Below are 14,306 nucleotides of genomic sequence, written 5' to 3' on the forward strand. Positions count from 1 at the left end.
GCGGTCGAAGTAGTGGGCAGGGTAATTACTTGTAGACGGGCTCGACCGGGGGCGGCTCGTAGGCCACCGGCTCGGGTTCGGCGCAATCGGCCTTGCCGCCGCCGAACTGGTAGCGCAGGCCGCCGCGCACTTCATGCACGTTGAAGCCCTTGTCGTAGCCTGGGCCGGCGCCCGGGCCGCCGGCCGAGGAGTCGACATAGTCGAACATCTTGCCGCCGTTGACGCGGGTGAAGCGATAACCGGCGTCGAATTGCAGGTTCTTGGTGATGCAGTAGGAAGCACCGGCCATGAGCGCATAGGCAAAGCGCCATTCCTTGCCGCCATTATGGCTGTCGTCGACGCCCGGGAACTGGTTGCGCAGATTGTCCCACTTGACGTAAGCACCGCCGATACCGGCGCCGACATAAGGCGTCACGCGGTGCCAGGTGCCGAGGTCGACATAGGCGTTGGCGAGCAGCAGCAGCGCGCTGTAGGACGAGGTGTCGGTCGAGGTGTTGACGCCGTCAGAGGTCTGGCCGTTGAATTTCGACTTGAACCAGTAGTCGGCCGTCACGTCGGTACGGAAGTAGTTGTTGACCTGGTAGCCGACGCCGCCGCCGAACGACATTGCGCCCTTCAGGTCGCCGAAATCGAACGAGTTCGAGCCGGGAACGGCAACGGGTCCGCAGCCCGTGTCGCAGACGCCGTAGGTGATGTAGTCGGCGCCGCGGAATTTCGACCAGCGATAGCCGAGGTCGCCGCGCAGATACCATCCGCCCGTCTCGACCGGCTGGTAGACGACTTGCGGCTGCGGTTCGACGACCGGTTCATAGAGGTCGGCGGCGACTGCGGGCGCGGCAAAGCCGGTCACCAACAGTGCGGCAAACACCCGCTTGGAAATGTTGAGCATTTTCATTACCCCTGCGAATCCCTCGCACCCCCACCGGGGCGAGATCGGTTGAATTCGACGTGGATAATGGAGTCCAAAGGTTAAGTTGTGCTTAACCCTGTTCCTTAACTATGACGAGCACCCGGCAGGTGCTTCCCGAACGGAAAAAGCCCGCCGGAGGCGGGCTTTTCAAAGGCCTTGTCTGTCGTGAATCAGGCGGCCGTCTTGAGATCCGAAATGACGCCGACGATGTCGTTGACCACGGTCTCGACCAACTTGGGATCGTCGCCTTCGGCCATGACGCGGATCAGCGGCTCGGTGCCGGACGGGCGGATGACGAGACGTCCGGACTGGCCGAGGCGGTTGCGCGCGTCCTCGATCGCCGCCTTGACAGGGGCTGCTTCCAGCGGCTTGCCGCCGGAGAAGCGGACGTTTTTCAGAAGCTGCGGCACCGGCTCGAACTTGCGGCAGAGCTCGCTCACCGGCTTGTTCTGGCGCTTGATGCAGGCCAGCACCTGCAGGGCCGAGACGAGGCCGTCGCCGGTGGTGGAGAAATCCGAAAGCACGATATGGCCGGACTGCTCGCCGCCGATGTTCAGGCCATGGGCGCGCATATGCTCGACGACGTAGCGGTCACCGACCTGGGTGCGGTGAAGCTGCAGGCCGATATCGCCGAGGAAGCGCTCCAGACCGAGATTGGACATGACGGTGGCGACGATGCCGCCGCCGACGAGGCGGTCGTTCTGGTTCCAGGATTCGGCCACCAGCGCCATGATCTGGTCGCCGTCGACCACGGTGCCGTTCTCGTCGACGATGATCATGCGGTCGGCGTCGCCGTCCAGCGCGATGCCGATGTCGGCGCGAACCTCATGCACCTTCTTGGCGAGGCTCTCCGGATGGGTCGAGCCGCAGTCCTCGTTGATGTTGAAGCCGTTGGGGCTGTCGTGGATGGCGATGACCTCGGCGCCGAGTTCCCAAAGGGCTGCGGGTGCTACCTTGTAGGCAGCGCCATTGGCGCAGTCGATGACGACCCTGAGGCCCGACAGCGACATGGAGCGCGGCAAAGTGCGCTTGGCGAATTCGATGTAGCGGTCATGCACGCCGTCGATGCGCTTGGCGCGGCCAAGGGCGTCTGCGTCGGCAAGGGCGAGGTCAATGTCCTGATCGAGCATCGCCTCGATGCGCATCTCGATCTCGTCGGAGAGCTTGTAGCCGTCCGGGCCGAACAGCTTGATGCCGTTATCGTAGTAAGGGTTGTGCGAGGCCGAGATCATCACGCCGATGTCGGCGCGCAGCGAGCGCGCCAGCATGGCGACCGCGGGCGTCGGCACCGGGCCGAGCAGGAATACATCCATGCCGGCGGCGCAGAAGCCTGCGACCATGGCGTTCTCGATCATATAGCCCGAAAGGCGCGTATCCTTGCCGAGAACGACGCGATGGCGGTGATTGCCGCGCTGGAAGGAAAGGCCGGCTGCCATGCCGACTTTCATAGCGATCTCGGCAGTCATCGGAAATTTGTTGGCGCGTCCGCGGATACCGTCGGTTCCGAAATATCGTCTGCTCATACTCTACTATCCCCGGCCGAGGACTCATGTCCCGGCGCTGCTCTTGCCATAACAAGCCGGCCGCCCGATATCACATTATGTGATTATCTGTCATGAATCCTTCGAAATTCTTTCATTTTCAGCGTCTTTGATTGCATAGACCCTTCATCGCCGGAGCGCCACATCTCCATTCGAATGCGCGAAGGTGTTCAGACACTTGCATTGGCACATGATCCGGCCGGGAAATCGATTCCGATTTTCGGTGGATGGGCTAACGCATCGAGGCAATCCAGTCGCGCAACAGGGCTACCGCTTCCGGGTCTGCGACATGGCGGCCAAGCTCCGGCATCATGACGCCGGGCTCGGTGCTTTCGACGCGGTAGGGCAGGATCGAGCCGTCGGGATCGCCAGGCTTGATGTCGAAGGAGCGGTCGCCCGAACCCTTGCCGGCCGCCACCGGCCGCTTGCCGACGCCGTAGCGCACTCTGTCCTTCTCGCCCCAGGTCAGGAACAACCCTGAATTGCTGGCAGCGCCCTCCGCCCGGTGGCAGTGGGCGCAGTTGACGTCGAGCCAGGCGCGGGCGCGGGCATCGAGCGGAGCGGCCGCATCGCGCCAGTCCGGCACGGCGGGGGATGATGCCGGCAGGCCCGACAGGATTTTGGCCTCGGCCCAGTGTGCGAGCTGATTCTGTGGGCCGGAAGCGTAAGGGAAATCGCCGTTCAGGTTGCGCGCCTTGGGGCCCAGCGGCACGATCTCGCCATTGAAGGCATGGCAGCCCTTGCACTGGTTCTTGTTGGGCACGGCATAGGTGAAGCTGAGCGGCGTGCCGTCTGCCTTGACCGTCGCGATATCGACCTTGGCGCCGGTTATCTTCAGCGTCGCCTCGGTCTGCTCGTCGTTCCACAAATAGGCCCAGGCCTGCCAGCCGCCCTCATGCTTCAAGAGCACGCGGGTTTCGATCAGGCGGATGTCCTTGTCGGGTGCGCGGAAGTCGGCGGGAAAGGCAAAGGTTTTTATCAGCGCGGTGCCGACGGGGAAGTCGAAGGCTTCGGTGTCGTCGTAGGTCGCTGACTGGCCTTCGGGAAGGTAGACGAAGCGGTATTTCAGGGCGTTGTCGGAGAAGAGCGGCGTTATCGGCGCGAAGGGGGTGACGTTCTCGGCAGGTGTTTGCTTCGCGATATCGGTGAAAAAGCCGAACGCTGAAAGCTGCTTTGGCGGGGTATCTGCGAGGATAGCGTCGGGTGAGACGGCGAAAGCGGGGGAGGTGGCGGTGCAGAAAGCGATCGCCAGCAGCAAGTGTGCGAATGGGCCTGCTCGTCTTGCGTTAGCGCTGCCCCTCACCCTTACCCTCTCCCCGTAAACGGGGAGAGGGGGACATCGACGTTGCGGCCAGCCTTGTTCTCCCCTTGAAGGAGGAAGCGGCAAGATTGCGGCCGTCCTTCCTCTCCCCGTCACTATACGGGGAGAGGATGCCGGCAGGCAGGTGAGGGGCGGCGCCACGCTGCCAAGCAGTGCGCAAAGCCTTTGAAGCAAACTCACTGTTATCAGCCCCACGGCACTGATTCCGCCTAAGCCCCGTTCTCCTGCGGCAGCTTCACCGCAGCCGGCTCCGGCAAACTCCCTTTATACGCCGAGATATCCTTGTCCGGCGATGTCGACCACGGCAGCATCAGCTGCGAGATCATCTTCAGGTTGGCAAATGTCGTGCCCTCTGCCTCGTCGACATAAATGCGGTCGGCGGCTGAGACCCAGGTAAGATATTCGGGAATGCGGGTGACGCCGTCCCAGATAATGCTCGGCACCGGCGTGCCGGAAACGTCGGAAATGGTCTTGCCGACCTCTCCGTCCGGCGCGTTGCCGCCCTCGCCATAGGTGTTGCCATGGACGAAGACGCCGCGCGGCACGAACATGTAATTGTCGTCGTCGTATTCGTTAGGATAGGCGGCGATCAGCACATGGGTGGTGGCGTTGCCAGACAGGCGGTTGCCGAAGACATGGACGTTGCGGTTGGCCATGACCATGATGCCCATGCCTTTCGGCACCATAGCGACGGTGTTGCCCTTCGGCGCGAAATTGGCGGTGTCGTTGTCGACCACGTCATTGTCGAAGACGCGGATGTCGTGGCCGCCCTGCACCGGCAGGTTGGGCAGGTCGAAGATGAGGATGCCGCCGGTGTTGTGGGTGGCGGTGTTCTTGTAGACGTCGGCCTTCATCGAATTCTCGATCTCGATGCCGGCGACATTGTATTCGGCGCGCGAATTGCGCACCACGATGTTCTCGCTCTGGCCGACATAGATGCCGGCGTCCGCCGCCCCCTTCACCGTCACGCCATCGACCAGAATGTTCTTGGAGGTGACGGGATAGACGCCGTAGGCGCCGTTGTTGGCGTCCGGCCCGTTGGTCCATTCGACGCGCAGGTTGCGGAAGGTAATCTGGTCCGAGCCCTTGGCCTTGACGCCGTCGCCCTTGGAATCCTCGACGGCGAAATCCTCCAGCACCACCCGGTCGGACGTCACCAGCAGGCCCTCGCCCGAGCCGGTCTGGCCCTTGAAGGAGAGGATCGTCGCATCGGGCCCTGCGCCCTTGACCAGCACGTCGTCGACATCGAGCGACAGGCCCTCGGTGAGTTCGAATTTTCCAGCGCCGATGGCAATCGTGTCGCCGGGCTTGGCCATGATCAGCGCCTCGGTCAGGCGTTCGGCGGCACCGTCTCCGGCTTCGACAGGGATCTCTGCGGCCAGAAGCGGGCCGCAGGCGGCAGAGGTCAAAAGCACGGTAAGAAAGGCCGCGCGCGGCGACAATGAACGCATGAAAATCCTCCCTCTTTGCATTGACGATGCTCCCGCGATCCATCAAAGTCAATAAAGATGAAACAGTTTCAGCTTTTGCCGAAGCCAGAAGCCGGCGCACCCGCGACCGGTCCTGTGGTGCCGCGCCAGAAGCGAGCGCAGCGCACGCGCACGGCTCTGCTGGCGGCGGCGGAGGCGCTTGTCGCCACTGAGGGGGCGGACGCCGTGACGACGACGCGGCTCGCCGAGATCACCGGCGTTTCGGTCGGCACGATCTACCGCTATTTTTCCGATCGCGAGCAACTGCTGCTCGCCGCCTATGACGGCACCGTCGTGCGCATCGTCGAGACATGCGGCGAAGCCCTTGCGGATCTCGATCCCGGCATGCCGATGGCGGCGGCGGCGCGGAAGCTGCTCGGGCTCTATCTCGATACCGCCGAGACCATTCCTGCGCATTCCGGTCTGTTGGCGACCATGCGGGCGCTGCGTCCGATCGAGGCCGACCAGGGCGGCGGCAACGAGGCCAGCATCGTCGGCGATATCGTGGCGCCGTTTCTGCAGAAGTTTTCAGCCGGAAGCGGTGCTGTCGATCCTTCTCGCCTGCATTTCCTCAGCGTGCTGATGGGAACGCTGGTCGATCTATACCTCGTGACGCCGGATACTTCGGATCGGACAGGGCTGCGCGAGGAGATTGAAGCGCATATGTTGCTGGCGCTGGAGCGTCTTTCCGGCTGAAACCGCCAAGATCATGCCAGCGAAGTTTTAGTCATAACAACGTCCGAAATAGATAGTATCTGGCGCAACTGTCCGTTGCAGGGTAAAGATTTGCTCAGGGACGTTTTGTGGGCAGCATTTACGGAGAATTGCCATGCTCTTCAACAAACTAGTCACCCTATCGGGCTTCGCGGCCATCGCCCTGTTCATGGCCTCGCCAGCCAGCGCGCTGACCATGAAGGAATGCAGCGCCAAGTATAACACCGCCAAGGACGCCGGCTCGCTCGGCGGGCAGACCTGGAACCAGTTCCGCAAGGCTGAATGCGCGGCCGACGACGCCGCTGCAACCGCGCCGGCCAAGGCCGACACCAAGAAAGCTGCAAAGACGACCAAGAAGGCTTCCGACACGGCAGCTGCCGATGACGAGGCCAAGGGCCTGTCGATGAAGGAATGCAGCGCCAAATACAATGCCGCCAAGGACGCCGACGCGCTGAACGGCATGAAGTGGAACGACTTCCGCAAGGCCGAGTGCGGCCCGGGCGCCAGCACCACCGTTGCCGCCAAGCCTGCCAAAGCCGCCAAGTCGTCCGACACGGCAGCTGCCGGTGACGAGGCCAAGGGCCTGTCGATGAAGGAATGCAGCGCCAAGTACAACGCAGCCAAGGATGGCGATGCGCTGAACGGCATGAAGTGGAACGACTTCCGCAAGGCCGAATGCGGCCCGGGCGCCAGCGCCACGATGGCGGCAAAGCCGGCGGCAGCTTCCGACGACGATGCCAAGGGCCTGTCGATGCAGGAATGCAGCACCAAGTACAATGCCGCCAAGGACGCGAATGCGCTGAACGGCATGAAGTGGAACGACTTCCGCAAGGCCCAGTGCGGCCCCGGCGCCAGCGCCACAATGGCGGCAAAGCCGGCGAAAGCCTCGAAGTCTGACACCGCTGCTGCCGACACCGGCGGCAAGGGCCTGACGATGAAGGAATGCAGCGCCAAGTACAGCGCCGCCAAGGACGCCAATTCGCTCGGCGGCCAGAGCTGGAACCAGTTCCGCAAGTCGTCCTGCAGCGCATCGGCAGCTGACGACGACACCGTGCCGAACCTCGACCAGGCGACCTATGATGGCGAGCCGGACCAGCCGACCGTCACCGCGCCGCGTGGCGTCAGCTTCCCGAAGGCCGTTTCGAAGAAGTTCGCCACCGAGACCCCCGGCAAGGCACGCATGCACACCTGCCTTGAGCAGTATTATGACAACAAGGACAGCGACAAGCTCGCCGGCCTGCGCTGGATCCAGAAGGGCGGCGGCTACTACAGCCTCTGCAACGCCCGCCTGAAGGCCAGCGTGTCCGGCTAAGCGCCGACCGTTTCAGGACAACGCAAAAGCCCGCGCACCGAAAGGTTCGCGGGCTTTTTGTTGGGTCCGCCCGAACGCAACGCCCTCGAGATCAAAATTCTTGCATAGTGTTTGCTACATCAGGCCGCCATATTCCATCATCTTCTTGGCCGATGAAACGGGAGGTGAAGCTCCAGAACCTATATGGGGCGAGAAGATACTCTCGACGCGATCATGCGTGTCGATCGGCGTCTTCCCGGAAATAGACGGCAGGACGCGGCTTGCGTTCGGCCCTGCACGAGAAGTGTGGTTGAGGCGAGACGCGGATTTCGACGACTTCATCGAAACACCGACCCGGACATTGTTCGTGAGCACTGCAACAGGTGTCGTGCTTGTGATGGGGTTCATCGAGACGGAAATAACGCGCGTGCGAATCTGGCGCAGCCATCCCGATTGGCCGACACGCGTAACGGTTGGCTATGGCTGACGCTGTTCCTTGATTACTTCACGGAGCATCCGCGTCTCTTTCCTCCACCCCCCGCACCAACTCCCGCAGCAGATCGGCAAGCGCTGCGCGCTTTTCCGGGGTGAGCTTTTCGAGGAACTGCATCTCGTTTGCCATGTCGGCGCGGAACGCTTCTTCCGCCCGTTTCTGGCCTTCCGGCGTCAGCGCCACGAAAAAGCTGCGGCCGTCCTCGGGTGATTTTTCGCGGGTGATCAGCCCTGCTTTCTCCAGTCGCCCCAGCCGGTGGGTCAGGCCGCCTGAAGAAATCATCAGCGATGTGTAGAGGTCGGTCGGGGTCAGCCTGTAGGGCGGGCCGGAGCGGCGCAGCGTGCTGATGACATCGAACTCGCCGCGGTCGAGCCCGAAGCCGGCGAAGGTCGCCTCGATGCTCGGGCGGATGAGGTTCGACAGGCGGTAGGCCCGCCCGAGGATCGTCATCGGCGTGGTGTCGATATCAGGCGCTTCACGGGCCCATTGGCCGCGCAGGCGGTCGACATGGTCGGGTTTCGGCTTGTCGCTCATGCTTGTCTCCATGGAAAGCCTATAGGCGCATTATATCTTGACGTGAAGATATTTCTTTGCTAGATATCTTCACGTCAAGATAGTTTGCCGCATCAATCGAACCAACCGGGAGAAGCAAGATGTACGAAGTCATTCGCCGCACCGAACCGAAGCCCGGCGCAAGCCGCACCGTTCTCTTCCAGGGCAACGAGCATGGCTCCGGAGTGTCGTTCTTTCTTGTCGACAACGATCCGGGGCAGGGGCCGGGGCTGCATGTCCACCCCTATACGGAAACCTGGGTCGTGCGCTCGGGCGAGGCGGAATTCACCGTCGGGCGGGAAAAAACCCGCGCCACCGCCGGTGATATCGTCGTGGGCGCCGCCAACATCCCGCATAAATTCGTCAATGTGGGAACAGGCCGGCTGGAGATCGTCTGCATCCACGCCAACGACCGCGTCGTGCAGGAGTTTCTGGAAGAGGCGAATGCTTAGTTGAGCAGGCAGGGTTTGTTCGCATAACCCCCCTCCGTCGCGCTTCGCGCGCCACCTCTCCCCCGCCTTGCGGGGGCGAGGAACCCAAGTTCTGAAATGTCGCGGCCTCGATGGGTGCCGGTTCCTCGCCCCCATGAAATGGGGGAGAGGTGGCGCGCGAAGCGCGACGGAGAGGGGGCTGAGCGGCCAAACGAAAAACGCCGCCGGATTTTCATCCAGCGGCGCTTCACATTCCTTAAAAGTATTTAGTTTTGCGGCTGAGGCTCCATGCCGCCTTCGGGCTCCTCGCCCTTCTTGCGGCGGCCACCGGTCGAACCGGCTTTCGGCACGGCCGAACCGCGGCTCGGGGGCGTGTCGTCGCCGAGGTCGCGCGACGGCTTCTTGCCGGCCATCAGCTGCTTGATCTCTTCGCCGCTCAGCGTCTCGTATTCGAGCAGGCCTTCGGCTATCGCGATCCATTCCTTCTTCTTCTTGGTCATGATCCGCATCGCTTCGGCATAGGCCTCGTCGATCAGGCGGCGCACTTCGGCGTCGATGATCTGCGCGGTCTCTTCCGAGACGTTCTGCGTGCGGGCCACCGAATGGCCGAGGAAGACCTCTTCCTGGTTGTCGCCATAGGCGACGCGGCCGAGCTTGTCGGAATAGCCCCACTGGGTCACCATCGAGCGCGCCAGCTTGGTCGCCTGCTGGATGTCGGAAGAAGCGCCGGAGGTGATGTTCTCCTTGCCGAACTTCAGTTCCTCGGCGACGCGTCCGCCCATCATGATCGCAAGGCGCGAGATCATCCAGGTATAGGTCACCGAGTAGCGGTCGCCTTCCGGCAGCTGCATGACCATGCCCAGCGCGCGGCCACGCGGGATGATGGTGGCCTTGTGCAGCGGGTCGGCCTTCGGCACGTTCAGCGCGACGACGGCGTGGCCGGCCTCGTGATAGGCGGTGTTGGTCTTTTCTTCCTGCGTCATGGCCGAGGAGCGGCGCTCCGCGCCCATCATGATCTTGTCCTTGGCATCTTCGAATTCGGCCATGGTGACGAGGCGCTTGTTGCGCCGCGCAGCCATAAGGGCCGCCTCGTTGACGAGGTTGGCCAGATCAGCACCCGAGAAGCCCGGCGTGCCGCGCGCGACGACCTTGAGGTCGACATTCGGTGCCAGCGGCACGTTGCGCACATGCACCTTCAGGATCTTCTCGCGGCCGACGATGTCGGGGTTCGGCACCACGACCTGACGGTCGAAACGGCCCGGACGCAGCAGCGCGGGGTCGAGAACGTCGGGGCGGTTGGTGGCGGCGATCAGGATGATCGATTCATTGGCCTCGAAGCCGTCCATCTCGACCAGAAGCTGGTTCAGCGTCTGCTCGCGCTCGTCATTGCCGCCGCCGAGGCCGGCGCCGCGATGGCGGCCAACGGCGTCGATTTCGTCGATGAAGATGATGCAGGGCGCATTCTTCTTGGCCTGGTCGAACATGTCGCGCACGCGGGAGGCACCCACGCCAACGAACATTTCGACGAAGTCCGAACCGGAAATGGTGAAGAAGGGCACATTCGCCTCACCCGCCACCGAGCGGGCCAGCAGCGTCTTACCGGTGCCGGGAGGGCCGACGAGCAGCACGCCGCGCGGGATCTTGCCGCCCAGCCGCTGGAACTTCTGCGGGTCGCGCAGGAACTCGACGATCTCTTCCAGGTCTTCCTTGGCTTCGTCGACGCCGGCGACATCGCCGAAGGTGACGCGGCCATGCGCCTCGGTCAGAAGCTTGGCCTTGGACTTGCCGAAGCCCATGGCGCGGCCGGAGCCGGACTGCATCTGGCGCATGAAGAAGATCCACACGCCGAGGATGAGGATCATCGGCAACCACGAAAGCAGCATCGAGAACAGCGAGCCGGAGCCGTCGTTCTCAGGACGCGCCTGAATGGTGACGTTCTTGTCCTGCAGGCGCTGCACCAGTGTCGCATCGCCCGGAGAATAAGTCTGGAAGGCGCTGGCGCTGTCGTTATAGGTGCCTGAAATGCGGTCGCCGGCAATGGTTACCGTCTTGACGCGGCCCGCCTCGACCTCCTTCAGGAAATCCGAATAGGCGACATCGTTCGATGCGCCCCGCGTCTGCGGCGTCTGGAACAGATTGAACAACGCGATCAGAAGAACGGCGATGATCGCCCAGAGCGCGAGATTACGATAATTCGGATTCATCGATTATCCTGTTCGTGCCCGCAAGCGGACACGCATTGTTGGTGAAAAGCTTGGCTCTAACATAGGCACCGTCTCGGCCAATGCCAAGCAGAAGAGCACGGATCGGTTAAGCTTTAGCTTTGTGGCCTCGCCATGGCGAAGCGGGCAGGGGCTCAGCGCCCAGCAGCGCAACGACGGCGCGGGCTGGTTCGAGATCGAAAGCCGGCAGAAAACGCGCCCACGGAGCCGCAACCGGCATCGCCTTGAACCCCCGCAAAGCGGCGTCCGCCGCAATCCGTCCGAGGCATTCTTCGCCCTGCCACAGCGCCGGCTCGGCGGCCAGGGCAGGGCGGACAAGGCTTGCCGGCGGGTTTTCCGTCTGTGTCGCCAAGGACTTGGCCTGCAGCAGTCCGAGCGGCGCGACGGCGGCGCCGTCGATCGAAGCGGCGGACGATATGTGGTAGCGGCTGTCCCAGATCATGCCGTCATTGGGCGTCGATGGGGCCGGCAGTCCGCGCGTCTCGCGGTGGAGAAAAATGCCGCTTCGCCGCTTGTCGATCACCGTCCGCGACAATGTGGCGCAAAAAGTGTCCCGCCCAAGATGGCCGAAAAGTTCGGCGGCGCGCACTTCGTCGGGCAGGAAAGGCGTGCCGCCGACGACAGCAAGCAGGATGCGCAGCGCGTAGACGGCGGCGTCGTGATTTTTCGGCGCTGCGAAATCGCGGTCGAGCCGCCAAAGTCCGGGTGCCGGGCGGCTGGCAAAAGCGTCGATCAGGGCGGCTGCTTCGGCTCCCAGCCGCATACGTTGGCCGGCAGCTTCACCGGCAATCTCCAGTGCTTCGGCCACCCGCTCGCTATCCTGTCTAAGTTCTGCCCGCATGCGCGGGCGCTCGAATGTCTCGTTGGTGTTGGTCGGGTCGTCCAGCCATGCAACGTCCCGCGCGCGCAGGACATCCCGCAAGGCTTCGCGGCGCGTGCCGAGCAGGGGACGGGCGATCCAGACACTGCCGTCGAACAAGGTCGCCGGTGCCATGCCGGCCAGCCCGCGCCCGTCGTCCTGGCGCGCCTTGCGCATCAGCACCGTCTCGGCCTGGTCGTCGGCGGTATGGCCGGTGAGGATCAGGTCGGTGCCTTCGAGCTTCGCCGCCTGCGCCAGCAGCCTGTAGCGCGCCTCGCGCGCGGCGGCGGGAATGCCGGTCGCCGGCTTTTCGCCGGTCCATGTCATGGTGCGGTGGGCGATGCCATGGCGGGCAGCGAGCTGTGCCACTGCCTCGGCCTCGTCTGCCGAGCCCGGCCGCAGTGCGTGATCGACGGTCACCGCCACCAGCCGCGTCGCCGGGGCGGTCCGGTCGAGAAAGGATTTTGCCAGGAGAAGGAGAGCGAGCGAGTCGCTGCCGCCGGAAACCGCTGCAATCAGCGCGCGGCGGGGCGCGACATCAAAATTCGAGAATAGCTGAAGCGGGTCGATGCCCACCGGAGCGGTCAGCACGCGGCAAGCGCCTGTTCCTGCTTGATGCGCTCCTTGAGTGCGCCGGAAACTTCGGGATAGCGCTTGCCGATTTCGCCGAAGGTGGCGCAGGCAACGTCGCGCTGATGCAGGCCGACAAGCGAGACGCCGAGCTTGAACAGCATGTCGGGCGCTTTCTTGGCCTTGGGGAATTCCTTGTTGGCGGCGAGGAAGATTTCAGCCGCGTCGCGATATTTCTGCTGTCCGAGCAGGGCCTCGCCGAGCCAGTAGCGCGAATCAGCCGTCTTGGGGTCGGCCGGGAAGCGCGCAATGTGATCGCGGAAGCCCGATTCCGCCGTGCTGTAGTCGCCCGAAAGAATGAACTGGTAGGAGTTGCGATAGACCTCGTCCGGATCGTCGGTCGCGGGCAATGCTGCGACGACCGTGCCATTCGAAGGTGCCGCGTCGTCGTTGTTGGCTGGCGCGTCCAGGTCGCTGCCGCCGACCGAAGCCTGGTCGCCGACGCTGCCGCTGGTGACGTTGCCGTCGGCGTCGAAGGTGATCGTGCCGAAGGTCGTCGGCGCTTTTCCCGTTCCGTTGCTGGGCGGGGTGGTGGTGCCGCCGCCGTTCTCGCCGATGACCTGCTCGACGCTCTGCGATGACGAACCGCCGGTTGCGGCGGTCGTCTGCTTGTCGGAAGACGCCGCGGAATTCTCCGCGACGCTTCTATTGGTCTTGCCCGAGCCCGCGTCGGACTTCTTCTTGCCTTCAAGCTCCTGGAAGCGGAACTCGTTGTCTTCCTGCATCTTGCGGAGCTGTTCCTGCATCTGCAGGATCTGGAAGTTGAGTTCCTCGACCTTGCCGTTCAGCGAACGGATCTGCTCTTCGAGGCCGCTGACGCGCGGATCGCCGGCCTGTGCGACCTGATACGTGCCACCGCTGCGGTTGCCGAAAACGCCCGGCAGGCCTGCGGCTGGCGATGGTGTGGAAATACCCGCGCCGTCGCTTCTGCCCGGGCCGTGTCCCGGTCCGGCGTCACGCGCAAAAGCCGCGCCTGAAAGCAATAGCACGGCAAGTGTGCCGCTCAGGATGGATCGAAAATACATGTGCCTCTCGCCATTGAAAAACGGGAAATCGCGCGGTTGCGCACCGCCTTTTATCAGGGAGCGAGACTTCGGCCAAATTTTGTTTGCAAAATGTGGCAATGAAAAAGGCGGCCCTTGAGCCGCCTTTCCAAAACAGGTGTTGCTAATTTACCGCTTGTGGCGGGATCAGGCTTTCTGCTCGCGCATGATCTTGTCCGTAAAGTCTGCAACTTTACGGGATCAAGCGCTTAGCTTCCGGCGCCGGAGAGCGTGGTGACGGCGCGACGGTTCTGCGACCAGCAGGAGATGTCGTCGCAGACGGCGACCGGGCGTTCCTTGCCGTAGGAGATCGTCTTCAGGCGGTTCGAGGCGACGCCGCGGGCGACGAGGAAGTCGCGGGCGGCGGCGGCGCGGCGTGCGCCGAGTGCCAGGTTGTATTCGCGGGTGCCGCGCTCGTCGGCATGGCCTTCGACGACGATGGTGTAGTTGCCATACTTGTTCAGCCACTGGGCCTGACGGGACAGGATGCCCTGCGCGTCAGCGCGGATCGACGAGGAGTCGGTATCGAAGAAGATACGGTCGCCGACATTGACGGTGAAGTCCTGGGCCGAGCCAGGCGTTGCAGCGCCCGCGCCGCCGAGGCCGAGATCGGCTGCGCTGTTAGGGGTTTTCTTGGAAGCACAGCCGGCGATAGCCAGCGACATCATCAAGGCGATGACCACAGGGTTGGTTGCTAGTTTAGCGATGCGGCGCATCCCGCCTCTCCTTCGCATTCGAGTGATTTCGTTGATCGATCAGTAACCACATCGCAGTTAACCGCCGGTCAAGAAACAGGGTTAATGATTGGTTGCCGGCGCCCGTCCGCGCCC

General features: G+C 63.3%; 12 protein-coding genes. 3 read left to right on the top strand and 9 right to left on the bottom strand.

What is annotated here, in order from left to right:
• Window positions 1-25 precede the first annotated feature (25 nt).
• The 4 genes from BM413_RS01220 to BM413_RS01235 form a co-directional block, all read right to left on the bottom strand.
• On the bottom strand, window positions 26-889 hold the full coding sequence (locus BM413_RS01220; RefSeq protein ID WP_091910240.1) for an outer membrane protein: 864 nt from the start codon (window positions 887-889) through the stop codon (window positions 26-28).
• A gap of 191 nt (window positions 890-1,080) precedes the next feature.
• On the bottom strand, window positions 1,081-2,433 hold the full coding sequence (gene glmM / locus BM413_RS01225) for a phosphoglucosamine mutase (protein ID WP_091909276.1): 1,353 nt from the start codon (window positions 2,431-2,433) through the stop codon (window positions 1,081-1,083).
• A gap of 250 nt (window positions 2,434-2,683) precedes the next feature.
• Complete coding sequence (locus BM413_RS01230; RefSeq protein ID WP_175544223.1) at window positions 2,684-3,754, bottom strand: SO2930 family diheme c-type cytochrome; 1,071 nt, start codon at window positions 3,752-3,754, stop codon at window positions 2,684-2,686.
• A gap of 227 nt (window positions 3,755-3,981) precedes the next feature.
• Entirely contained in the window at window positions 3,982-5,223 is a 1,242-nt protein-coding gene (locus BM413_RS01235; RefSeq protein ID WP_091909283.1) for a parallel beta-helix domain-containing protein, read from the bottom strand.
• A 57-nt stretch (window positions 5,224-5,280) separates the two neighbouring features.
• On the opposite strand from BM413_RS01235, the gene BM413_RS01240 reads away from it, so the two are divergent.
• Together BM413_RS01240 and BM413_RS32960 are read left to right on the top strand one after the other, a co-directional pair.
• Window positions 5,281-5,937 carry a TetR/AcrR family transcriptional regulator gene (locus BM413_RS01240; protein WP_091909286.1) on the top strand — a complete coding sequence of 219 codons (657 nt, stop codon included), beginning with the start codon at window positions 5,281-5,283 and terminating at the stop codon, window positions 5,935-5,937.
• Between the two features lie 133 nt (window positions 5,938-6,070).
• Window positions 6,071-7,267 carry a hypothetical protein gene (locus tag BM413_RS32960; protein ID WP_175544224.1) on the top strand — a complete coding sequence of 399 codons (1,197 nt, stop codon included), beginning with the start codon at window positions 6,071-6,073 and terminating at the stop codon, window positions 7,265-7,267.
• Between the two features lie 484 nt (window positions 7,268-7,751).
• Here the strand turns inward: BM413_RS32960 and BM413_RS01255 are convergent, their stop codons facing one another.
• Window positions 7,752-8,273 carry a MarR family winged helix-turn-helix transcriptional regulator gene (locus tag BM413_RS01255; RefSeq protein WP_091909293.1) on the bottom strand — a complete coding sequence of 174 codons (522 nt, stop codon included), beginning with the start codon at window positions 8,271-8,273 and terminating at the stop codon, window positions 7,752-7,754.
• A gap of 119 nt (window positions 8,274-8,392) precedes the next feature.
• On the opposite strand from BM413_RS01255, the gene BM413_RS01260 reads away from it, so the two are divergent.
• On the top strand, window positions 8,393-8,743 hold the full coding sequence (locus BM413_RS01260) for a cupin domain-containing protein (RefSeq protein ID WP_091909296.1): 351 nt from the start codon (window positions 8,393-8,395) through the stop codon (window positions 8,741-8,743).
• 245 nt (window positions 8,744-8,988) lie between these two features.
• On the opposite strand, the gene ftsH is transcribed toward BM413_RS01260, so the two are convergent.
• From ftsH to pal, 4 genes are all read right to left on the bottom strand, one after another.
• Window positions 8,989-10,926 (bottom strand): ATP-dependent zinc metalloprotease FtsH, encoded by a 1,938-nt coding sequence (gene ftsH / locus BM413_RS01265; protein ID WP_091909298.1) that lies wholly within the window; start codon window positions 10,924-10,926, stop codon window positions 8,989-8,991.
• A 106-nt stretch (window positions 10,927-11,032) separates the two neighbouring features.
• Window positions 11,033-12,394 (bottom strand): tRNA lysidine(34) synthetase TilS, encoded by a 1,362-nt coding sequence (gene tilS, locus BM413_RS01270; protein ID WP_244537706.1) that lies wholly within the window; start codon window positions 12,392-12,394, stop codon window positions 11,033-11,035.
• On the bottom strand, window positions 12,388-13,458 hold the full coding sequence (gene ybgF / locus BM413_RS01275; RefSeq protein ID WP_091909301.1) for a tol-pal system protein YbgF: 1,071 nt from the start codon (window positions 13,456-13,458) through the stop codon (window positions 12,388-12,390). The genes tilS and ybgF overlap by 7 nt, the downstream gene beginning before the upstream one ends.
• A gap of 227 nt (window positions 13,459-13,685) precedes the next feature.
• Window positions 13,686-14,192, bottom strand: coding sequence for a peptidoglycan-associated lipoprotein Pal (gene pal / locus BM413_RS01280; RefSeq protein ID WP_091909304.1), 507 nt, complete (start codon window positions 14,190-14,192; stop codon window positions 13,686-13,688).
• Window positions 14,193-14,306 lie beyond the last annotated feature (114 nt).

The sequence above is a fragment of the Mesorhizobium sp. YR577 genome, from assembly GCF_900116595.1.
In the GTDB taxonomy this organism is placed as follows: domain Bacteria; phylum Pseudomonadota; class Alphaproteobacteria; order Rhizobiales; family Rhizobiaceae; genus Mesorhizobium_M.

What these genes read in the sequence shown, in the direction of transcription:
- pal (WP_091909304.1), bottom strand. Translation starts at nt 14,192, where the DNA reads ATGCGCCGCATCGCTAAACTAGCAACCAACCCTGTGGTCATCGCCTTG.
- BM413_RS01235 (WP_091909283.1), bottom strand. Translation starts at nt 5,223, where the DNA reads ATGCGTTCATTGTCGCCGCGCGCGGCCTTTCTTACCGTGCTTTTGACC.
- BM413_RS01220 (WP_091910240.1), bottom strand. Translation starts at nt 889, where the DNA reads ATGCTCAACATTTCCAAGCGGGTGTTTGCCGCACTGTTGGTGACCGGC.
- glmM (WP_091909276.1), bottom strand. Translation starts at nt 2,433, where the DNA reads ATGAGCAGACGATATTTCGGAACCGACGGTATCCGCGGACGCGCCAAC.
- BM413_RS32960 (WP_175544224.1), top strand. Translation starts at nt 6,071, where the DNA reads ATGCTCTTCAACAAACTAGTCACCCTATCGGGCTTCGCGGCCATCGCC.
- ftsH (WP_091909298.1), bottom strand. Translation starts at nt 10,926, where the DNA reads ATGAATCCGAATTATCGTAATCTCGCGCTCTGGGCGATCATCGCCGTT.
- BM413_RS01255 (WP_091909293.1), bottom strand. Translation starts at nt 8,273, where the DNA reads ATGAGCGACAAGCCGAAACCCGACCATGTCGACCGCCTGCGCGGCCAA.
- ybgF (WP_091909301.1), bottom strand. Translation starts at nt 13,458, where the DNA reads ATGTATTTTCGATCCATCCTGAGCGGCACACTTGCCGTGCTATTGCTT.
- BM413_RS01260 (WP_091909296.1), top strand. Translation starts at nt 8,393, where the DNA reads ATGTACGAAGTCATTCGCCGCACCGAACCGAAGCCCGGCGCAAGCCGC.
- BM413_RS01240 (WP_091909286.1), top strand. Translation starts at nt 5,281, where the DNA reads ATGAAACAGTTTCAGCTTTTGCCGAAGCCAGAAGCCGGCGCACCCGCG.